The 20,674-nt window shown below is 70.4% G+C and carries 20 protein-coding genes and 1 tRNA gene; 7 read left to right on the top strand and 14 right to left on the bottom strand.

The window, feature by feature from the left end; genetic code table 11:
• Positions 1-4 precede the first annotated feature (4 nt).
• From OS889_RS09265 to OS889_RS09235, 7 genes are all read right to left on the bottom strand, one after another.
• Positions 5-77 (bottom strand) — tRNA-Thr (locus tag OS889_RS09265).
• Positions 78-124: 47 nt separating this feature from the next.
• Entirely contained in the window at positions 125-1,123 is a 999-nt protein-coding gene (locus OS889_RS09260; RefSeq protein ID WP_372389300.1) for a class I SAM-dependent methyltransferase, read from the bottom strand.
• 75 nt (positions 1,124-1,198) lie between these two features.
• A complete protein-coding gene (locus OS889_RS09255) occupies positions 1,199-2,053 on the bottom strand; it encodes a universal stress protein (protein ID WP_372389298.1) in 855 nt (284 codons plus the stop codon).
• Between the two features lie 75 nt (positions 2,054-2,128).
• Positions 2,129-2,629 carry a hypothetical protein gene (locus OS889_RS09250; RefSeq protein WP_372389296.1) on the bottom strand — a complete coding sequence of 167 codons (501 nt, stop codon included), beginning with the start codon at positions 2,627-2,629 and terminating at the stop codon, positions 2,129-2,131.
• 87 nt (positions 2,630-2,716) lie between these two features.
• A complete protein-coding gene (locus tag OS889_RS09245; RefSeq protein ID WP_372389294.1) occupies positions 2,717-5,107 on the bottom strand; it encodes a heavy metal translocating P-type ATPase in 2,391 nt (796 codons plus the stop codon).
• An 18-nt stretch (positions 5,108-5,125) separates the two neighbouring features.
• Positions 5,126-5,905 (bottom strand): sulfite exporter TauE/SafE family protein, encoded by a 780-nt coding sequence (locus OS889_RS09240; RefSeq protein WP_372389292.1) that lies wholly within the window; start codon positions 5,903-5,905, stop codon positions 5,126-5,128.
• A 7-nt stretch (positions 5,906-5,912) separates the two neighbouring features.
• Positions 5,913-6,095: a DUF8131 family protein gene (locus tag OS889_RS09235; RefSeq protein ID WP_372389290.1), complete on the bottom strand. Its 183-nt coding sequence runs from the start codon at positions 6,093-6,095 to the stop codon at positions 5,913-5,915.
• Positions 6,096-6,372: 277 nt separating this feature from the next.
• On the opposite strand from OS889_RS09235, the gene OS889_RS09230 reads away from it, so the two are divergent.
• From OS889_RS09230 to OS889_RS09215, 4 genes are read left to right on the top strand one after another with little or no spacing between them, the layout of a single operon-like run.
• On the top strand, positions 6,373-7,644 hold the full coding sequence (locus tag OS889_RS09230; RefSeq protein ID WP_372389288.1) for a halocyanin domain-containing protein: 1,272 nt from the start codon (positions 6,373-6,375) through the stop codon (positions 7,642-7,644).
• Between the two features lie 7 nt (positions 7,645-7,651).
• Entirely contained in the window at positions 7,652-8,176 is a 525-nt protein-coding gene (locus OS889_RS09225) for a cytochrome c oxidase subunit II (RefSeq protein ID WP_372389286.1), read from the top strand.
• Positions 8,173-9,870: a b(o/a)3-type cytochrome-c oxidase subunit 1 gene (locus OS889_RS09220; RefSeq protein ID WP_372389284.1), complete on the top strand. Its 1,698-nt coding sequence runs from the start codon at positions 8,173-8,175 to the stop codon at positions 9,868-9,870. The genes OS889_RS09225 and OS889_RS09220 overlap by 4 nt, the downstream gene beginning before the upstream one ends.
• 45 nt (positions 9,871-9,915) lie before the next feature.
• On the top strand, positions 9,916-10,467 hold the full coding sequence (locus OS889_RS09215; protein WP_372389282.1) for a hypothetical protein: 552 nt from the start codon (positions 9,916-9,918) through the stop codon (positions 10,465-10,467).
• A gap of 32 nt (positions 10,468-10,499) precedes the next feature.
• On the opposite strand, the gene OS889_RS09210 is transcribed toward OS889_RS09215, so the two are convergent.
• The 3 genes from OS889_RS09210 to OS889_RS09200 all read right to left on the bottom strand — a co-directional run bounded on the left by OS889_RS09210 (position 10,500) and on the right by OS889_RS09200 (position 12,271).
• Positions 10,500-10,685 carry a hypothetical protein gene (locus tag OS889_RS09210; protein ID WP_372389280.1) on the bottom strand — a complete coding sequence of 62 codons (186 nt, stop codon included), beginning with the start codon at positions 10,683-10,685 and terminating at the stop codon, positions 10,500-10,502.
• Between the two features lie 105 nt (positions 10,686-10,790).
• The gene (locus OS889_RS09205) at positions 10,791-12,005 is read right to left on the bottom strand and encodes a TIGR04347 family pseudo-SAM/SPASM protein (protein WP_372389279.1); all 1,215 of its coding nucleotides are present in this window, start codon (positions 12,003-12,005) and stop codon (positions 10,791-10,793) included.
• Positions 12,002-12,271 carry an Htur_1727 family rSAM-partnered candidate RiPP gene (locus OS889_RS09200; protein ID WP_372389276.1) on the bottom strand — a complete coding sequence of 90 codons (270 nt, stop codon included), beginning with the start codon at positions 12,269-12,271 and terminating at the stop codon, positions 12,002-12,004. The genes OS889_RS09205 and OS889_RS09200 overlap by 4 nt, the downstream gene beginning before the upstream one ends.
• A gap of 134 nt (positions 12,272-12,405) precedes the next feature.
• Here OS889_RS09200 and OS889_RS09195 point away from each other — a divergent pair, with 134 nt between their 5' ends.
• Complete coding sequence (locus tag OS889_RS09195; protein ID WP_372389273.1) at positions 12,406-12,939, top strand: halocyanin domain-containing protein; 534 nt, start codon at positions 12,406-12,408, stop codon at positions 12,937-12,939.
• Between the two features lie 52 nt (positions 12,940-12,991).
• Here OS889_RS09195 and OS889_RS09190 read toward each other — a convergent pair whose 3' ends face one another.
• From OS889_RS09190 to btuC, 3 genes are all read right to left on the bottom strand, one after another.
• A complete protein-coding gene (locus OS889_RS09190) occupies positions 12,992-14,050 on the bottom strand; it encodes a transcription initiation factor IIB (RefSeq protein WP_372389271.1) in 1,059 nt (352 codons plus the stop codon).
• A gap of 155 nt (positions 14,051-14,205) precedes the next feature.
• Positions 14,206-15,570, bottom strand: coding sequence for a heme ABC transporter ATP-binding protein (locus OS889_RS09185; protein ID WP_372389268.1), 1,365 nt, complete (start codon positions 15,568-15,570; stop codon positions 14,206-14,208).
• Positions 15,567-16,592, bottom strand: a complete 1,026-nt coding sequence (btuC, locus tag OS889_RS09180; RefSeq protein WP_372389266.1) for a vitamin B12 ABC transporter permease BtuC — start codon at positions 16,590-16,592, stop codon at positions 15,567-15,569. Before btuC ends, OS889_RS09185 begins: the two co-directional genes overlap by 4 nt.
• A gap of 62 nt (positions 16,593-16,654) precedes the next feature.
• Here btuC and OS889_RS09175 point away from each other — a divergent pair, with 62 nt between their 5' ends.
• Positions 16,655-17,767, top strand: a complete 1,113-nt coding sequence (locus OS889_RS09175; RefSeq protein WP_372389263.1) for a PGF-CTERM-anchored ABC transporter substrate-binding protein — start codon at positions 16,655-16,657, stop codon at positions 17,765-17,767.
• 210 nt (positions 17,768-17,977) lie between these two features.
• Positions 17,978-19,282, top strand: coding sequence for a 3-phosphoshikimate 1-carboxyvinyltransferase (aroA, locus tag OS889_RS09170; RefSeq protein ID WP_372389261.1), 1,305 nt, complete (start codon positions 17,978-17,980; stop codon positions 19,280-19,282).
• A gap of 15 nt (positions 19,283-19,297) precedes the next feature.
• Here the strand turns inward: aroA and OS889_RS09165 are convergent, their stop codons facing one another.
• Positions 19,298-20,641, bottom strand: a complete 1,344-nt coding sequence (locus OS889_RS09165; protein WP_372389259.1) for a class-III pyridoxal-phosphate-dependent aminotransferase — start codon at positions 20,639-20,641, stop codon at positions 19,298-19,300.
• Between the last annotated feature and the right edge of the window lie 33 nt (positions 20,642-20,674).

Below are 20,674 nucleotides of genomic sequence, written 5' to 3'. Positions count from 1 at the left end.
GAAGAGCCGGAGGAGGGATTTGAACCCTCGGCCTATTCCTTACGAAGGAATCGCTCTGCCAGCTGAGCTACTCCGGCACGGACGCACTCAACCGTACTTCGATGACGAAGAAAAGGCTTCCGAATCACCGCGCCGTGAGGCGGACGTCGAGACAGACGTTGTACTCGTGGGGCGCGTACGAGCGGACGACGCGTTCGGTCTCGACGGCGACGTCGTAGGTTGGTTCGGCGGCCTCGGCGGCCGCGCGGATCGCCCGCTCGCCCGGTCCGAACGGGTCGTCCTCGTGCTGGATGTCGTAGTAGTGGAGGACGCACTCCTCGCCGGCGAGCGCGACCGCCGTGTCCAGGAAGTCGTCGGCGCTGTGCGGGAGATTCATCACCAGGCGGTCGGCCCAGTCCGCGTAGCCGTGTTCGTCGGGGAGCGCGCGGACGTCGCCGTGAATGGCGGTGAGCCGCTCGTCGACGCCGTTCCGACGGGCGTTCTCCCGCAGGTACTCGACGGCCGCCGGATTGAGGTCGCAGCCGACGACCGCGGCGCCGCGGCCGGCCATCGGGACCGCGAAGGGGCCGACCCCGGCGAACATATCCACGGCGCGCTCTTCGGCTCCGACCTGCTCGATCACCCGGTGGCGTTCGGTCGCGAGACGCGGCGAGAAGTACACCTCGGCGATATCGAGGGCGAACTCGTAGCCGTACTCGCGGTGGACCGTCTCGGTCGACTCGCCCGCCAGCACGTCCCAGTCGCGGACCCGGAGCTCCCCCCGGACCTTGGAGGCGCGGTTGACGACCGTCGCCGCGCGGAGGTCGGACTCGACGACCGCGTCGGCGATTCGGCGAGCGCGCTCGTCGTCGTCTTCGTCGAGGATGACGATGTCGCCGAGCCGTTCGTAGGACGGCTCGAAGCCGAGAAGGTCCGCGGGGGAGGTCTGTGTCTCCCGCTGCGGGGCGTCGTAGTCGACGACCTCGAAGTCGTCGGGGACGGCCGCCGGGTCCGTCACGGGGATGTAGAGCGCGCCTCCCTCGGCGGTGATCTCGCGCTCGCGGTCGAGGAGATCGCGCTTGGCGAGGGCGCTCCGGGTCTCCTCGCCCCGGCTCGTCGGCACGCGGACGCAGGGGACGGCCATACCCGAGCGTTGCGAGCGACGGGAGTAAGCGTGACGTTTCGCGGCGGTGCGTTCATCTCCGGCTCGTACGGGCCGTCACTCGGAGGGCACGACGAGCACCGGCGTCTCCGAGAGCCGCACGACCTTCTCGGCGACACTCCCGAGGACGAACCGTTCGACGCCGGTGCGGCCGTGGGTACCGATCACGACGAGGTCCGCGCCGGTCCGGTCGGCGTAGTCGAGGATCCCGCGGTGCGGCACGCCGTGTTCGACCGCGCCGTCGAACGCGACGCCGATGTCGTCGGTGCGGGCCCGAACGCGTTCGATCGCCGCCTCCGCGGCGTCCTCGTACGCGGCGCGCGTCTCGCTCGACCGGATCGGCTCCCGCGGCACGACCGAGAGGGCGTGAACGGCGGCCTCGGACCGAGCGGCGACGCCGACACCCCAGCGCTCGGCGGGGGCCGCAGCGTCGCTGCCGTCGGTGGGCACGACGACGTCGCGGTAGGGCCGCTCGCCGGCGGCGTCCGGCCGGACGGTGAGAACGGGCACGGGCGAGAGGCGAACGACCTTCTCGGCGACGCTGCCGAGCAGGTAGCGGTCCAGCCCGGTGCGGCCGTGGGTGCCCATCGCGACTAAGTCGATCCCCTCGCGGTCGACGTATTCGAGGATCTCCTCGTGGGGGAACCCGGACTCGACGGCGGTGCGGACCGCGACGCCCGCGTCCTGCACCCGGGCGGCGGCGTCGGCGACGGCGTCTTCGAGGTCCGCTTCGACCTCCGTCCGCTCTGTGACGCTCGACAGGCCGTACGGATCGACCACGGCCAGGAGGTGGACGCTCGCCCCCGTCTCGTCCGCGAGCGATACGGCGTGATCGAGCGCGGGGAGCGCGCTCTCGCGCCCGTCGATGGGCACCAGGATCCGACCGACGTCGATCGGCGGCTCTCGGGTCATACGCGACCGTTCGGCGGGTGCCGGGAAAAATTCCGCCCCTCCCGCGGTGCGAGCGCTGCGACGTCTCGCCGACGCCTACCGCTCGGAGTCGGTGCGGTCAGGGCCGTCGCTCCCCTCTCTGGCCGACTCGCCGGCACCGTCGGGGACCGCGTCCTCAAGCGTCCAGCCCTCGGGGCCCGGCAGGTGCGTCCTCGCGAGCGCGTCCGAGTTCGAGGCCGTTGCGTCATCGAGTCCGGAGCCGGAACCGGAATCGGAATCGGAATCGGGGGCCGTCTCGGCGACGACCGCCAGGTACGACTCGACGGCCGCGACGGCGTCGTCGGGGTCGGTGTAGCTCTCGCCGAGGCCGACCTCCTGACGGCGCCACTCCTCGTCGCCGACGTACACGTCGACCCACCAGTACAGCGAGAGCCCCTTCGAGAACTCGACGATGCGGACGCGGTGGTCGCCGCGGTCGTTCTCGTAGACGGCCGTCCGGTCCCGGTACTGCGCCGACCACCGCTCGGGGAGGTCGAGGTCGTACGGGTCGCCGGGGCGGAAGCCGTCGAGGTCCGCGGAGGGGGCCTCCTCGATCATCGGAGCTATCCGATCCTTGGGCGCTCGCGACTTGTAGCTCCCGGTTCCCCGTACCGGGCTCCGCTATCTCCCTGCCCGTTGGCCGAGTCACTCCTCCGTCTCGGATAAGAGCGAGCGCGAGGAGTTGAGGACGACGAGGAGGCTGCTCGTCCCCATCGCGACCGCCGCCAGCAGGGGGTTGAGCGCCCCCGCGACCGCCAGCGGGAGGGCGACGGCGTTGTAGACGAACGCCCAGCCGAGGTTCTGCTTGATGCGGCCGTTCGTCGCCGCGGTCAGGTCGAACACCGCCGGCACGGCCGTCAGGTCCTCGGTCGTGACGACGGCGTCGGCTGCGCCGGCGGCCAGCGCCGTGTGATCCAGGGCGATGCCCAGGTCGGCGGCGGCCAGCGCGGGCGCGTCGTTGACGCCGTCGCCGACCATCGCGACGGTCCCGTCGCCGGCGAACTGCTCGACGACGGCCGTCTTGCCCTCCGGCGGAACGCCCGCGAAGACCTCTGAGATGCCGTCGTGCGCCCGGAAGCGCGCCGCGGCCGCCGAGTCGTCGCCGGTCAGCACGACGACCCGCCTGTCCGCGGCGAGGTCGTCGACGACGGCCTTCCACTCCGGGCGCGGGCGGTCGCCGGCCACGAGCACGCCCTCGACGCGCCCGTCCCAGCCGACGAGGACAGGGACGTTCCCCTCGGCGCTGGCCTCGCGGGCGCGCTCGGCGTACGTCTCGGGGATCTCCCAGTCCCGCGACTCGAAGAGGTCGAGGCTCCCGGCGGCGACCGCGACGCCGTCGGCGCGCCGTGCCGTCTCGTCGGTCCGCTGCGTGGCGCCGTCTGTCCGAGCGTCCAATCGTCCCGTGACGCCCCGACCGGGCGCGCGCTCGAAGTCCGCGACCGACGGGAGGGCGTCGTCGACGTCGTCGACGATCGCCGCCGCGACGGGGTGGTCGGCGTACTGCTCGATCGCCGCCGCGCGGGCGGGCACGCGGTCGTCGCCGACGCGGTCGAGGATCCGCATCTCGCCCGTCGTGAGCGTCCCGGTCTTGTCGAAGACGACGGTGTCGGCGTCGGGCGCCGCCTCGAAGGCCGACGCGTCCGTGATCACCACGCCGGCGTCGAGCGCTTCGCGGACGCCGCGGGCGACCGCAAGCGGCGTGGCGAGGCCGAGCGCGCACGGACACGACACCACGAGCACGGAGAGGCCGACGAGCAGCGCGGCCCCCGGCCGGGCGCCGGCGAAGAGCTGCCAGGCCGTCGCGATCCCCGCGAGCACGAACACGAGCGGCACGAAGACGGCCGCGATGCGGTCCGCGAGCCGCTGGGCGCCGGGGCGCGTGCTCTGGACGTCCCAGAGCGTCCGCACGACGCGGTCGAGCGTGCTCTCTTCGCCGGCCTCGACGGCGACGACGAGGCGGCCGTCGACGACGACGGCGCCGCCGATGGCCTCGTCGCCGGGCTCCTTGGCGACGGGCGTCGACTCCCCGGTCACGAGCGACTCGTCGACGGTCGCCCGCCCCTCGACGACCGGCCCGTCGACGGGGACGCGGTCGCCCGCCGTCGCCACGACCTCGTCGCCGGGCGCGAGCGACTCGACGTCGACGACCTCGGTGCCCGAGTCGGTCCGTCGGCGCGCCTCGCTGACGCGCTCGGCGGTCAGGTCGGCGAGTCGCCCCGCCGCGCGGCGCTTGATTGCCCCCTCGTAGTAGTTGCCGACGGCGACCGCGAGCACCACCACCACAGCCACGTCGAAGTACACCTCCATCCCGCCGACCAGGGCGACGACGGTGCTGTACGCGTAGGCGGCGGCCGCCGCGAGCGCGACCAGCAGATCCATATTCGGGTGGCCGGCTCGGAGGCTCACGTAGGCGCCGCGGAACAGGGGGTAGCCGGTGTAGCTGAGCACGACCGTCGCCATCAGCCAGACGTTCGCGACGAGGTACGCGCCGGCCGAGCCAGAGAGGTCGAACAGCAACAGCTCCGGCGAGACCCCCAGATAGACGGGGTACAGGAAGAGGAGGTACCACAGCATCGTCATCATCCCGAAGAAGCCGCCGACGAGCAGGCGCCCCGTCGAGACCGTCTCGTCCGCGTCGTCGCCGACGTCCCTGGCGTCGGCGCGATAGCCCAGCCCGCTGATCGCGGCCGCGATCGCCTCGCGGTCGGTCTCGTCGGGGTCGTAGGTCACCTTGACCGTCTCGGTCGGGTAGCTCGCCGAGGCCGACCGGACGCCCGCGCGGTCGGTCGCGCGGGACTCGATGAACGCCTCGCAGGTCGCACAGTGCATCCCCGACACCGAGAGGAAGGCGGTCTCCCCCTCGGCGTCGTCGGGGCCGGCGTCGACCGGCTCGGCGGCCGTCTCGCCGTCGACGTCCGTCGGGTCCTCGACCGTCCGCGCGACCTCCAGACAGCCCCGACAGCAGTACTCGCCGGGGACCTCGGGGTCGGTGAGGGGCGGATCGGGCGTCGGAAGGTCACAGAGCGTGCAGGTCATCGGTGTGGTTCGTCGTCGTCAGGTCGGCATCGGCGGCATCGGCAGCGGGATGTGCGGCACGGCCCACCCGAGCGCGGTCAGCCCCTTCGCGAGCGGGATCGTCCCGGCGATCACGAAGGCGACGCCGATGCCGCGGTGGAGCCGTCGCCTGAGCGGCGCGCCGACCGAATCGAGCACGGTCCCGTAGACGAACAGCGACGGGAACGTCCCGAGCCCGAGCGCGCCGAGCGCCAGGCCGCCGGAGACGGCCGAGCCGGTCGACAGCGCGTAGAGGAACGCCGGATAGAGGATCGGACACGGGAGCAGTCCGTGCATCGCCCCAAGGCCGGCGATCTTCGGTCCCGTCGCCCACGTGTCTACGCGCGCCGTGAGCCGGGCGGAGACCGCGGCGAAGACGTCGCCGACGACCGGGACGGACCCGCCTGCAAGATCGATGCCGCCGCCCGTCACGTAGCTGACGCCGACGGCGATCACGACCGCGCCGACGACGATCCCCGCCGCGCCCCGGACGAGCGTCCCGGCGGACACGAGCGCGCCCGCGTTGACGACCGCGCCGCCGAGCGCGCCGAGCAGGGCCCCGATGGCGGCGTAGCTCAGGGTGCGGCCGGCGTTGAACAGCGCGTGTTGGCGGAGCGCCCGGGCGGTCGGTCCGCGGCCGTCGCTCTCGAACCGTTCGCCGTACATCGTCACCAGCGGTCCGCACATCCCCAAGCAGTGCGCGCCGCCGAACAGGCCGACGACGAAGAGCGCCGCGACGCCGACGTCCGGGACCGCGGCGCCCGTCGTCCCGGCGGTCATCGCGGGACTACTCCCCGACCGGCGACAGCGGCTCGTCCCGAACCGAGAGGACGTAGTACAGGCAGCCGAAGATCAGCAGCACGTTCACGAGCGCCACGGCGGCCATCCCCGTCTGCGCGAGCGCGAACGCGGCCACCGGGACGAGCGCGAGCAACAGGACTGCGGCGACGAACTGTGGCCCGAGGTTCATACACTCCGGTGTGGGGCCCGCGGGCTTAGTAGTTGACGCTGTTTTCACCGACTGAGAATATAGTATCCCTTTTTAACCCACACGCGAGGAACGTCGGGCGTGGACGAAAGCGTAGCACGGGAGTCGGTCGCTACGGCCGTCAGAGACGGCCGGGATCGGTCACGCGCCGTGACCGAACGGGCGGCGTCGGTCGTCGATCCGTCCGGCCGGTGTTCTGTATGCGACCGTTTGCCACGGACTGCTTCGGTAGTCGCTTTCGATCAGTCGAGATAGCACTATGATAGGCAAAGACACGAGCGTTTCGCGCCGCGGGCTCCTCCGTGCGGCCGCCGGATCCGCGACCGCCGTCGCCGCGGGGACGGCGGCGACGGGGGCGGCCACGGCCCAGGAGTACGGCGGATGGTTCACGAGCAACGCCAGGGGCGGAGCAGTAGACAACTACGACGGGACGACCGTCGACCGGACGGGCCAGGATCAGGTCACGATCCAGGTCGGTTCCCAGGGCAACGGCGGTTCCTTCGCCTACGGGCCGCCCGCCGTCGAGATCTCGCCCGGGACCGAGGTCGTCTTCGAGTGGGTCTCGAACACCCACAACATCCTCGTCGAGTCCCAGCCCGACGGCGCGGGCTGGGAGGGCTACGAGGCCATCGAGAATCAGGGGTTCTCCTACACGCACACCTTCGAGACCGAGGGCATCTACAAGTACTACTGCGAGCCCCACCTCTCGCTCGGGATGAAGGCCGCCATCGTCGTCAGCTCCGGTTCCGGCTCCGGCGGCGGGGAAAGCGGCGGCGGCGTCGCCGTCGGAAACTACGACGGATGGTTCACGAGCGACGCGTCCGGGGGCGCGGTGAGCAACTACGACGGGACGACCGTCGACCGGACGGGCCAAGACGAGGTCACGATCCAAGTCGGCTCCCAGGGCAACGGTGGCTCCTTCGCGTACGGGCCGGCCGCGGTCCGCGTCTCTCCCGGGACCACGGTGAACTTCGAGTGGGTCTCGAACACTCACAACATCCTCGTCGAGTCACAGCCCGACGGGGCGGGCTGGGAGGGCTACGAGGCCATCGAGAATCAGGGGTTCTCCTACAGCCACACCTTCGAGACGCAGGGCATCTACAAGTACTACTGCGAGCCCCACCTCTCGCTCGGGATGAAGGCGGCCGTCGTCGTGGGGCCGGCACCGAGCGGGGCCGGCGGCGACGGCGGCCCCACGGGCACGGTCGGCGGCGGGATCTCCCTCTGGGAGGTCCTCTTCTCGGGGACGATCCTCCTCGGGATGCTCGCGCCGATCATCGCGAGCTTCTACCGGGGCGAAGACGCCGGGGAGGTCGAGTACGAACCGTCGTTCGGCGAGGACGACGAGGAGACGGGCACGGGGACGCCCGAAGCACCCCCGGAGGAGCCGGTCGCCGAGATCGGTCACGACGACTACGACCCCGTCGGGACGGCGTCGCTCATCGTCGTGTACTTCCTCATACTCCTGGGGCTGTGGGTGTTCATATACTTCGTGGAGTTCCTCGGGAACGGACCGACGGTAATCGGGTGAGACAACGATGGAGATACACAGATTCGAGAAACTCTGGTTTGGTGCATCGCTGCTGCTCATCGTCGTCCTGATCGCGACGATCGTCTACGGGGCGGTCGGCCCCGGCGTCGCGATGGTCGACGACTCCGGCGGCATCGTCGATCCGTCGGCGCTGACCGACTCCGAGAACTTCCGCGAGCCGGGCGTCTACGAGGCCGACGACGGCGGCTACGACGTCTACGTCCGCGCACAGCAGTTCGCGTTCCAGCCGGGAACGAACTCGCCCATCCGCGTCCCGGCCGACACCGACGTGACCTTCTACGTCAGCAGCCCGGACGTGACCCACGGTTTCAACCTCGCCGGGACGAACGTCAACACGATGGTCATCCCGGGGCAGGTCGCGGAGGTCACCGTCAACTTCGACGAGCCCGGGACGTACCACATCGTCTGTAACGAGTACTGCGGGGCGGCCCACCACACGATGCGCGGCACCGTCGAGGTGGTCCCCCGCGACCAGTTCGATATGGAGTCACAGGAGGTGACCGACCAATGACGTTCGTCGACGACTATCCGGAGGTCGCACGGCTCACGAGATGGCACTTCGCGGTCGCGTTCGTCGCGCTCGCGCTCGGGGGGTTCTTCGGGCTCCTGCAGGCGCTCTACCGGACGAACACGCTCCGGTCGCTGCTCCCGATCAACGCCTCGCAGTACTACACGGTCCTGACCGGCCACGGCGTCCTGCTGGCGCTCGTGTTCACGACGTTCTTCATCTGCGGGTTCTTCCTTTGGGCCGTCACCCGGAGCCTCGACCGGCCGATGTCGAACCCGAAACTGGCGTGGCTCGGGTTCGGCTCGATGTTCGTCGGGACCGCGCTCGCGGCGATCTCGATCCTGAACGGCTTCGCCCCCGGCCTCCCGTTCGACTCCGCGGACGTGCTCTACACCTTCTACGTCCCGCTGAAGGCGAGCCCGGCGTTCTACGTCGGCGCCGCGCTCCTCATCGTCGGCTCCTGGATCGTCGGGGTCGAGTACTTCATGATGTACCGCGACTGGCGGCGGGAGAACCCGGACTCGCGGATCCCGCTGCAGACGTTCATGGTGCTGACGACGTTCATCATGTGGTACCTCTCCACGCTCGGGGTCGCCATCGAGGTGGTCGTCTTCCTGATCCCGTGGTCGCTGGGGTGGATCAGCGAGATCGACCCGCTCCTGACGCGGACGCTGTTCTGGTACTTCGGCCACCCCGTCGTGTACTTCTGGCTCCTGCCGGGCTATCTGGCCTGGTACACGGTGCTGCCGAAGCTCGCCGGCGGCCGGCTGTTCAGCGACCCCCTCGCGCGGGTCGTGTTCGTGCTGTTCGTCCTGCTGTCGACGCCGGTCGGGTTCCACCACCAGTACGTCGACCCCGGCATCGCCGAGGGCTTCAAGTTCATCGCGATGACGAACACGATGATGCTGTTGCTCCCCTCGCTCTTGACGGCGTTCACCGTCGTGGCGTCGCTCGAACACGGGGCGCGCCAGCGCGGCGGCAAGGGCTACCTCGGCTGGCTCCGCGCGCTCCCCTGGGACAAGCCGGCGTTCTCGGGGATGGCGCTCGCGGGGCTGATGTTCGCCGCCGGCGGCTTCTCGGGGATGATCAACGCCGGGATGAACATCAACTACCTCATCCACAACACGCTGTGGGTGCCCGGTCACTTCCACCTCACCGTCGGCACCGCGTTCGCGCTGACGGCGATGGCGTCGGCCTACTGGCTCTACCCGCAGCTCACGGGCAAGCGCCTCCAGCACCGGCGCATCGCGATGGCCCAGCCCTACGTGTGGTTCCTGGGGATGACGCTGATGTCGAACGCGATGCACCGCGGCGGACTCGCCGGACTGCCGCGCCGGACCGCTAAGCCGCTGTTCGGCGACGCCGGCGCGGGCGCGTTCGATCCGGTCCTCGGGAGCATCGCCGAGATGCAGCTGCAGATCGCGATCGGCGGCACGCTCCTGTTCCTCGGGCTGGCGATGTTCCTGGTCGTGATGCTCGGGACGTGGCTCTCCCGCCGCGGCGCCGGCCAGCTCCGGGTCAACGGCTCGATTCCGGCGCCGCTGTCCGGGGCAGACGACGGACCGCGCGTGCTCGACAACCTCCGTCTGTGGGCGGCCATCGCGGTCGTGCTCGTGGTGATCGCCTACGGGCTCCCGCTGTGGGGGATGATCGAGAACGGGATCCTCACGCCCGGAAGCGTCCCCTTCCCGACGTGACCTGCCCGACGAGACCGCTTTCGGCGACCGCACACCAACGCACGGATGAGCGACGCTGACGACGACGTGAGCCGGCGGTGGCTGATCCGCATCCTGGTCGGCCTCGGGATCGGCATCCCGATCGCGATCGAGGCGACGACCTTCCTCGGGCTGATCCGAGAGCGGCTGTTCGGCGGCGACGGAAGCGAAAGCGAGGCGACGGCGACCACGACGACGTCGCCGCCCCAGGGCGTCGGTATCGGCGACGAACTGCTGCCCGAGACGGCGCCGACCGAGATCGTGACCGACGCGGTCGTCCACATCAGCGACGACGGCTCCTGGACGTTCGAGCTGGTCGTCGACGTCGAGAACGCGGGCGAGGCGCCCTACGAACTCCGCCTGAGCACGGTGACGACAGACGACGGGACGACCGTCGAGGAGCGCGCTTCGTCCGGGCAGATCCCGCCGGGAGAGACGCGGGAGCTGACGAACACCTGGGAACTGCCGACGGGTGAATCGCCCGCGAGCCTGGCGGTCACGGCCGTCACGTACCGGGAGTCGGGGGCGACCGTCACCGACCGGACGGTGCGACTGGAGAACGTCCCGGCCGAGAGCTGACGGTCCGCCGTCGCCGGACTCCGCTCGCTGGGCTACAACGACTCGGCCAGTCGCCGCATCGCGTCGGTCTTCTCCTCGGCGTAGATCGGACACGGACGCGACTCGTCGATCTCGGCGACCACGGCCTGCCGGAGGTCGTGCGTACAGGACGCCGTGAACGCGCTCCGGTACGGACAGACCGAACAGCACGCCGGAAACGTGAGGTCGCTGTCGGTCATTTGGTCTGTGTTACCGCGACACAGTATCTAAGTCTTGTGCCGACGGCGCTACGTCGACTCGCGAGCGGTCGCAAAACGGTCCGGGCGGTCGATTCTGCGATTTCGTCAGTCGGCCGCGGAGCCGCTCGGGTCGGCGGCGGGTCCGAGGCGCTCTCGCGGCGTCAGGTAACACTGCGGGTCGGGACCGAAGACGTCGCCCTCGGCGGCGATCGCGCGGAGCCGGGAGCCGCCGCGGCAGATGTCCTGGTACTGACAGCTCGCACAGCGCCCCGAGAGGTGCGCCTCGCGGTTGCGGAGCGCGCGCAGGAGGGGGTTCGACTCGTCCTCCCAGATGGCGCCGAACGGCCGGTCGCGGACGTTGCCGAGGCTGTACCCCTGCCAGAACTGCGTCGGGTGGACGTTGCCCTGGTAGTCGACGTCGGCGACGCGCTCGCCGGTCGGGTCGCCGCCGTTCACTTCGAGGTACCGGCGGACGGCGTCGGCCTTCGCCTCGCCGAAGTGCTCGCGGGCGTACTCGACGAGGAACGCGGCGTCGCAGTAGTTGCCGACGAGCAGGGTCTCGATCTCCTCTCCGTTCCGGTGGTAGTCGAGGGTCATCTCACAGAGCCGCTCGACCGCCCGGCGCCGCTCCTCGGGCGAGAGGTCCGCGTCCGCGATCTCGCCGCCGCGGCCGCCGTAATCGAGGTGGTAAAAGCAGAAGCGATCGAGGCCGACCTCCGAGAGCAGGTCGACGACCGACTCCATATCGGCGGCGTTCTTCTCGGTGATGGTGTACCGGAGCCCGGTCTTCAGCCCCGCGTCGAGGAAGTTCTCGATGCCCCGCACGGCGGCGTCGAAGGCGCCCTCCTCGCCGCGGAAGGCGTCGTTGCGCTCGGGCATCCCGTCGACGGAGACGCCCGCGTACTTCAGGCCGGCCGCGCGGAGCGCCTGAGCACGCTCGGGCGTCGCGAGCGTGCCGTTCGTCGAGAGCACGGGGCGGATGCCGCGGTCAGCGGCGTGGCCGACCAGCTCTTCGAGGTCGTCGCGGACGAGCGGCTCGCCGCCCGAAAAGAGCACGACCGGGACGCCGTAGTCCGCGAGTTCGTCGAGCAGCTGCTTGCCCTCGGCGGTCGTGAGCTCGCCGGGCGCGGCGTCGAGGTCGGCCCCGGCGTAGCAGTGCTCGCAGTAGAGGTTGCAGCGCCGCGTGAGGTTCCAGACGACGACCGGCTTCGTCGTCCGCTCTTCTGTGATCTGTTCCTTCGCGGAGTCGCGGCCGTCGTCGTAGCGGAGCCCGTCGCCCTCGGCGTCGAGGTCACAGAGGAGTTTGCTGATCGAGATCATCGGGACTCACCTCCGGCGGTTTCCGCGTCGGCGTTGGCCGCCGCGTCGGATTCGGCACCCAGGTCCCGGGCGGTGAATCGGGCGACGTCGTCGGCGCGACAGAGCCAGAGCGTGTGCGCCGTCCACCCGAACAGCGACTCCGCCTGCTCGCGGGCCACCTCTTCTGTCGGCGCCGACACGCTCCCGACGTGGCTGAGCGGCTCGCTCTCTGCGGACCGGCAGAACACCTCCCACTCGGGCGTCGTGTCGCCGCGGGGTTCGGTCATGCGCATCCGTCGTTCCTCACTCGTCTCACTCATCGTCGTACACACGTAGGCCCATCCCCGAACGGGTTCCGGCCGTTTTCGGAAACTGAGAACGAGTCAGCACCGACTTATGAGGCAGGTCCCAAACTCGGCCGATGACGCGAACCCACCTCACACGGCGGGGATTCGTCGGCGTAGTAACCGCGGCCGGTGTCGGTCTCGCCGGCTGTTCCGGCTCGGGCGGCTCCGGCGGGTCCGGCGGGTCCGACGGCGACTCGGGCTCGAACGGCGGCTCGGGATCCGACGGCGATTCGGGCTCCGGCGGCGGAGGCGGCGGCACGCCCTCGTTCGACGGCTACCTCTCGGAGACGTCCAACTACGACGGCGTCGTCGACCGGACCGGCCAGTCGGAGGTCACCGTCGACGTCGGGGTCGAGGCCAACGGCGCCTACTACGGGTACGGCCCCGCGGCGATCCGCGTCTCGACCGGCACGACCGTCGTCTGGGAGTGGACCGGCCGAGGGAGCCTCCACAACGTCGTCGCCGAGGACGGCTCCTTCGAGTCGGAGCAGACCCAAGAGGAGGGCTTCACGTTCTCACAGACCTTCGAGGAAGCCGGCACGGTGAAGTACTACTGCACGCCCCACGAGACGCTCGGGATGAAGGGCGTCGTGGTCGTCGAGGAGTAGTGGCCGCGCGGTTTCGATGCGTCGCCGTCGACGACAAACGGATTTGTCGGGCCTAAGCCTCGGCGGCGCCGCTTCGACCGCCGTGCGGCGAGTCGAGGTCCCAGGCTTCGAGCAGTTCCTGATAGCGGTTGCGGATCGTGACCTCCGAGATGTCGGTCACCTCGCTCACGTCCGCTTGGGTCAGCTCCTCGTTGGTCAACTGTGCGGCGGCGTAGAGCGCGGCGGCCGCGAGGCCGACCGGCGACTTCCCGGAGTGGACGTTCTGTCGCTTGGCGTTCTCCAGGAGGTCGTTCGCCGTCCGCTCGGTCTCCTTGGGGATGTCAAGATCCGAGGCGAACCGCGGGACGTATTCGGCGGGATCGGCCGGCTGGATCTCCAGGGAGAGCTCGCGGACGACGTAGCGGTACGCCCGCTCGAACTCGTCCTCGTCGACGCGGGAGACCCGCGCGACCTCGTCGATGCTCCGGGGCACCTGCGCCATCCGGGCGGCCGCGTGGAGGGATGCGGTCGCGATTCCCTCGATGGAACGGCCGGGCAGCAGGTCCTCGTCGAGCGCGCGGCGGTAGATGACCGACGCGGTCTCGCGGACGTTCTCGGGGAGGCCGAGCGCGGAGGCCATCCGGTCGATCTCGCCGAGCGCCTGCTTGAGGTTGCGCTCCTTCGAGTCGCGGGTGCGGAACCGCTCGTTCCAGGTCCGCAGCCGCTGCATCTTCTGGCGCTGATTCGACGACAGGGAGTTGCCGTAGGCGTCTTTGTCCTGCCAGCCGATGTTGGTCGACAGGCCCTTGTCGTGCATCAGGTTCGTCGTCGGCGCGCCGACCCGGGACTTCTCGTCGCGTTCGGCGCTGTCGAAGGCGCGCCACTCGGGGCCGCGGTCGATCGAGTCCTCGTCGACGACCAAGCCGCAGTCGTTACAGACGGTCTCGCCGCGCTCGTCGTCGGTGACGAGGTCTGTCGAACCGCACTCGGGGCACTGGAGCGACTCCTCTTCGGTCGACTCCTGGTCCCGCGTCTCGTTCTGGTCAGCGCGACGGCTCTCGTCGGCGCTGTGGTCGCGCCACGTTCGCTCTTCGTCGTTCTCGCGCGTGCGCGCGTGAAGGGCATCACTCATTTTGTGGTACGGGAGGACGGTGAGAACCGAACCACCGCCTCGTTCTCACCCCACACTTGTACTCCGCGCATAAAAAATCTGTCGGCCGTGTGCGAACACAATACCGAGCCGAAACGTTCGCCGGAATCCGTAGCGACGCGACTCCCCGGCGAGGGTCACCGAGATCGCTCGCTCGGCCGTCGATCTCGGGGCGCGGGCTCCGCCGTCTCGCCTCCGGTACCGTCACTGTGAACAGGCATATCGCGGTCGATCAGATCCACCACGGCGGTCGAGACGTCTTTCGACGCGACGGTTCGAGCGCGTTCCCGGAGCGACTCGTAGACCCGCGCGGCCTCTTCGCCGACGTAGTTCCGCTCGTCGAACGGTCGGTCCTCGACGAGCACCACTCGGTCGGCCGCGGTGGCCGCCCGGAGGTTCGGGAGGTTCCCGGTCCCGATCTCGACGTCCGCGACGACGACGCAGTCGGCGGCGTCGATGCGCCGCTCGACCGCCGCCCGCGTCTCGGGGTCGACGCCGGCGAAGGGCTCAACGGTCACGGGATCGAGCCCGATAGACCGAGCGGTCTCGGTGTCGGTGTCGCCCTCGTTGAGCGCCCCGATCGTGACCTCGTATCCCGCCGCATCGAGCACGTAGAGGAGCCTCGCGGCCGTCCCGCCGCCGCCGATCACGTGGACGCGGCCGGGTCGCTCGGAGTCGCCTCCCGCGGGTTCGGAGCGGTCCGTGCCGTCGACCGGCTTCCCGTCGGGGAGGGCGGTGACGTACACCGACCCCGTGACCGGGTGCCGCGAGACCACCGCGTTGGCGTCGAAGGCGTCCTCCAGGGCCCGTTCTGTGAGCACCGCTTCCGGCGGCCCCTGGGCGGCGACCTTCCCGTCGGAGAGGAGGAGCAGTTCGTCGCAGTAGTGGGCCGCGAGGTTCAGGTCGTGGATCGCCGTGATCGCGGTCTTGCCGTCGGCGACGAGACTCCGCAGTAGTTCGAGCGTGCGGACCTGGTGATTGATGTCGAGGCTCGCGGTCGGTTCGTCCAAGAGCAACAGCGGCGTCTCCTGGGCGAGCGCCCGCGCCAGGAGAACGCGCTGGCGCTCGCCCCCCGAGAGGGTCGTGATCGAGCGCTCCACGAACTCACGAACGTCCGCGCGGTCCAGCGCGCGCTCGACGGCCTCGGCGTCGGCGCGGGACCAGCCGCCGAACCGCGATCGATGGGGGTTGCGTCCCATCTCGACGATCTGCCGGACGTCGAACTCGAAGGCGACGCTCGTGTCCTGGGGGACGGTCGCGACGAGCCGGCTCGCGGCCCTCGACGAGAGATCCGCGATGCGTTCGCCCGCGACGGAGACGGTGCCCGAGTCGGGCGATACCGTCCCGTTGAGCGTTCGGAGGAGCGTGGTCTTTCCGGCCCCGTTGGGACCGACGAGACCGACGAAGGACCCCGGCTCGACGGTCGCGTCGATACCGTCGAGTACGGTCAGCGACCCGAACGCGACTCGGAGATCCTCGACGGAGACGAGCGGATCGCTCACAGGCCAGTCACCTCCCGCGAGCGGAGCAAATACAGGAAGAACGGCGCGCCGAGCGCGGCCGTGACGATCCCGACCGGGACCTCCGCCGCGCCCGAGCGCGCCAGCGTGTCGGTGGCGACGAGGAACGACGCGCCCGCGAGCGCGCTCGTCGGGAGCAGCACGCGGTGGTCGGGGCCGACGACCAACCGCATCGCGTGGGGCACGATGAGCCCGACGAAGCCGATGACGCCAGTGACCGCGACCGCGGCCGCGGTGACGACGCTCGACGCCGCGAGCAATACCCGCTTCGTCCGCTCGACGTCGATGCCGAGCGCGTGGGCGTCCTCCTCGCCGAGGAGGAGGACGTTGAGGTCGCGGGCGTACACGAGCAAGAGGACGAAGAGCGGCGGGAGGACGACGGCGATGGCGCGGACGTCGCCCCAGGTCGTCCCGCCGAGGTGGCCCATCAGCCAGTAGACCACCCGGCGGAGGCTCTGGCCGCTGTGCAGGAGCAACAGCGAGATGACCGCCCCCAGGAACGTCTGGACGGCCACGCCCGCGAGCAGCAGCGTCGCGGTCGGCGTCCGGCCGTCGCGAGTGGCGATGAGGTAGACGCCGAAGGCGGTCAGGACGGCCGTCACGAACGCCGCGCCCTGGAGTTCGAGGCCGAACGGGAACGCGAACGGGAGCACGATCGTCGCGACGGCGCCGACGGCCGCGCCCGAGGAGACGCCGACGATCGAGGGATCGGCCATCGGATTGCGGAAGAACCCCTGCATCACCACGCCCGCGGTCGCGAGCGCGAAGCCGACGAGGGCCGCCAGGACGATCCGCGGCAGCCGGATGTTCAGGACGATGAGCCGGTTCGTACGGCTGATCGCCCGCTCGAACGCCAGCGGCGAGGGGTCCGCAGAGAGCAGGATCTTCGCGACGGTCGGCGCCGGGATCGACACCGGGCCGACGCCGGCGCTCAGGACGACCGTCAGCGCGAGGACGGCCGTCAGCGCGGCCGACCAGCCGACGGTGCGCGTCCTGACGGTCACGGTAGTACCCAATCTCACTTGGATTAGGCAAATACTTGTTGCAATGGCGTCCAGCCCACGGTATGCTCCGCAAGGCGCTCGTGCTCTCTGTCCTACTCGTCACCGTCGCCGCCGGTCCCGCGGCGGCCGCCACCGCCGCGGACGGCGGCCCCGTGGAATCGCACGGCGGCGACGCGACGACCTGCGAGTTCCCCTACGCGACGACTGACGCGACGGGTACCGAGGTCGAGGTTCCCGAAGACCCCCAACGAGTCGTGACGCTCAATCCGAGCGCGGCCCAGACGATGTGGGAGATCGGCGCGCGGGACGAGGTCGTCGGCGTCTCGCGGTACGCGACGTACCTCGACGGCGCGAACGAGAAGGCGAACGTCTCGGGGGCGAACGGCCCGAGCGTGGAGGTGGTCCTGAACGCTGAGCCCGATCTCGTCTTGGTCCCGAACAGCACCTACGGCTTCGCCGCCGAGCGCGTCGAGCAGATCCGCGACGCGGGAATCCCCGTCTACGTCTTCGGAGAGGCGACGTCGCTCTCGTTCGTCGCGGAGAAGACCGAGCGAATCGGCCGGCTCACCGGCAACTGCGAGGCGGGCGTCGAGCGGGCCGACGAGATGCGCCGCTCGCTGGACCTGATGCGACAGGCGCTCGACGGCGAGGAGCGGCCGGTCGGGCTCAACGTCTTCTACGGGTACACCTCGGGCGCGGACACCTTCATCGGCGACGTGATGGAGACGGCGGGGCTCCGGAACGGCGCCGCCGAAGTCGGAATCTCCGGCTTCCAGCCGATCAACGACGAGACGGTCGCGAATATGAGTCCGACGTGGATCGTCACGCCCGAGGGCAGTTCGATCCCGAGAAACGCGGCCTACAACAGCACGACCGCCGTGCAGGAGGGCAACGTCGTGAGAGTGAACACGAACTACCTCCAGCAGCCCGCGCCCCGCTCCGTGCTCGCGGCGGAGACGATCCTGGAGGCGATCCACCCCGACGCCTACGCGGAGTACCGGGACCTCGAAGCGTCTGAGGAGTCGACGATAGCCGACACTCCGATGACGGTGACGCCCACGGGAACGACCGTGGAGACCGAACGTCCGGGAACGGAGACCGGAACGCCCGGCTTCGGCGTCGTGACCGCCGCCGCCGCGCTCGCGGCGGCCGCGCTGCTGGCGCGACGTCGATAGCGTCGTCCGTCGAGGTGGCTATCGTAGCGTTTGCACGTCGAATGTGGCGAACAGCCGGCACGGCCGCGCCCGCGTCGCTGTGCCGGGCAACCGCGGCACGACGCGGGACCGAACCCAGGTCACGGCGGCCCTGCCCCCGTTCTGCGATATAAAGGCTCGCGGTCGGATTCGACAGTAAGTATCATACCCCAGCCAGCGCGAACGGACCGTATGGACGTCACCATCTCGCAGTCCCGCGTGGCGGGGCGCGTGCGCGCGCCGCCCTCGAAGAGCTACACCCACCGAGCGATCCTCGCCGCGGGCTACGGCGCGGAGGCGGTCGTCGCCGACCCGCTCGTGAGCGCCGACACCCGCGCGACGATGCGCGCGGTCGAGGCGTTCGGCGGCTCGGTCGACCGCGACGCCGACGGCGACGCGCGGCTCTCGATCTCCGGCTTCGACGGCCGCCCCGAGGTGCCGGACGACGTCGTCGACTGCGCGAACTCGGGGACGACCACGCGGCTCGTCACCGCCTGCGGCGCGCTCGCCGACGGGCTCTGCGTGTTCACCGGCGACGACTCCCTCCGCTCGCGCCCGCAGGGGCCGCTCCTCGACGCGATCCGACAGCTCGGCGGGCGGGCGGAGTCGACCCGGCGGAACGGCCAGGCGCCGCTCGTGGTCGGCGAGTCGATCGACGGCGGCGCGGTGTCGATCCCCGGCGACGTCTCCTCGCAGTACATCACCGCGCTCCTGATGGCCGGCGCCGTCACCGACGAGGGCATCGACGTCGAACTCGAAACCGAACTGAAGTCCGCGCCGTACGTCGACATCACGCTCGAAGTCCTCGACGACTTCGGCGTCGATGCGACGAAGACCGACGACGGCTTCTCCGTCCCCGGCGGCCAGTCCTACGCTCCCAAAGGCGGCGAGTACGCCGTCCCCGGCGACTTCTCGTCGATGTCGTACCTGCTCTCGGCGGGCGCCGTCGCCGCGGCGGAGGGCGACCGCGTCCTCGTCGAGGGCGCGCGCCCGAGCGCCCAGGGCGACAGCGCGATCGTCGAGATCCTGGAGTCGATGGGCGCTGCGGTCGGCTGGGACCGCGACGCTGGCGAGATCGCCGTCCCGCGGGCGTCGCTGTCGGGCACCACCGTCGACGTCGGCGACACGCCCGACCTGCTGCCGACGATCGCCGCGCTCGGGGCCGTTGCGGACGGCGATACGGTCATCGAGAACTGCGAGCACGTCCGGTACAAGGAGACCGACCGCGTGAGCGCGATGGCCGAGGAGTTAGGCAAGATGGGTGCCTCGGTGACCGAAGAGCGGGATCGGCTGACCGTCCACGGCGGCGACACCGACCTCGTGGGCGCGCGCGTCGACGGCCGCGCGGACCACCGCATCGTGATGTCGCTGGCCGTCGCGGGGCTCGCCGCTGACGGCGACACCGTCATCGAGGGCGCCGAACACGTCGACGTGTCCTTCCCGGACTTCTTCGACGCGATGGAGTCGCTGGGCGCGGCGGTCGACCGCCACGAGTAGCGGGTCCCCGACGCCTCACTCGCCGGCTTCGACGGCCTCGATCAGCAGCTCCGCGCCGAGATCAATCTCCCGCTCGGTGACGTCGAGCGGCGGCAGGAGCCGGATCGACCGGTAGCCACAGCCCAGGGTGAGCAGGCCGCGTTCCAGCGCCGCCCGGATCACGGCGTCGCGTCGCTCCTTCGTCGGGAGGTCGAACGCGACGAGCAGTCCCCGACCGCGGACGTTGTCGACATCCGCCAGGTCGGCCTCGCGGAGCCGACCCATCAGCCGGTCGCCCTTCTCGCGGGCGTTCCGCAGGAGCCCTTCGGACTCGATGACGTCGATCGTGACCGCCCCCTGGAGCGCCGCGAGCACGTCGCCAGCGCCCCACGTCGAGGAGAGCCGCGACTTCTCCTCGGGGAAGATCTCCCGGCGGGAGAGCGTCGCACCGACCTGGAGCGCCTTCGCGCTCGCGATCACGTCGGGCTCGAACGGGTAGTGGTCCGAGCCCCACCACTCGCCCGTCCGGCCGACGCCGGTCTGGATCTCGTCGGCGATCAAGAGCACGTCGTGGGTCTCGCAGACATCGGCGATCTCCTCGGCGAACGCCTCGCTGGGGAAGCGGTAGCCGCCCTCGCCCTGGACCGGCTCGATGATCAGGTACGCGAGGTCGTCGGGGTCGACGTAGCCGCGGTCGGGGTCGAGCATCGAGCGCAGGCGCGAGCCGTCGCCGGCGAAGAACCCACACGAGCACGACTCGGGCGTGCAGGTCCGGTCCTCGCAGTACGGCACGGCGTGGACGCCGGGGATTTCCGGGAAGTCCCGCCGGTGGACGGCCTTCGAGCGGTTCAGCGACAGCGCGCCGAGCGTCCGGCCGTGGAAGGCGCCCTCGAACGTGATGGCCTGTCCGGCGCCGCCGCGGTGGTCGTAGCAGATCTTGATGGCGTTCTCGACCGCCTCGGCGCCGGAGTTCGAGAGGAACACGGTGTCGAGATCGTACCCCGATCCGAGCTCCGTGAGCCGGTCCATCAGCTGGGTCGGTCCCGGCAGATCCGAGTCCTCGGGCGGCCAGCCCGTACCGGCGTAGAAGCTCTGTCCGGCGATCTTGGTCGGCGACGGGAGGTCCAGCGCCGCCATCCTCTCGCGGACGGTCGGGTTGTTGTACCCCAGCGGCGACGAGGCGACGTGGCTCGTGAAATCTAAGAAAACGTTGCCGTCGACGTCGGTGCAGAAGGGGCCGATCGCCTCCTCGGTCAGATCCCAGACGAACTCGTAGGCGGCCGTGCTCGGGGCCGCGACCTCGTGGTGGTGGGTGACCCATCGTTCGGCCTTCGCTCCGGGGACAGCATCGACGTCGGGTTCGACGACCGCTCGGTCCATAGCGGATGGTCGCCGCCGGACCGCATAACTCCA

Source organism: Halobellus sp. MBLA0158 (genome assembly GCF_041477585.1).
GTDB classification, from domain to species: domain Archaea; phylum Halobacteriota; class Halobacteria; order Halobacteriales; family Haloferacaceae; genus Haloquadratum; species Haloquadratum rubicundus.
This window is presented reverse-complemented; position numbering and strand designations above follow the sequence as displayed.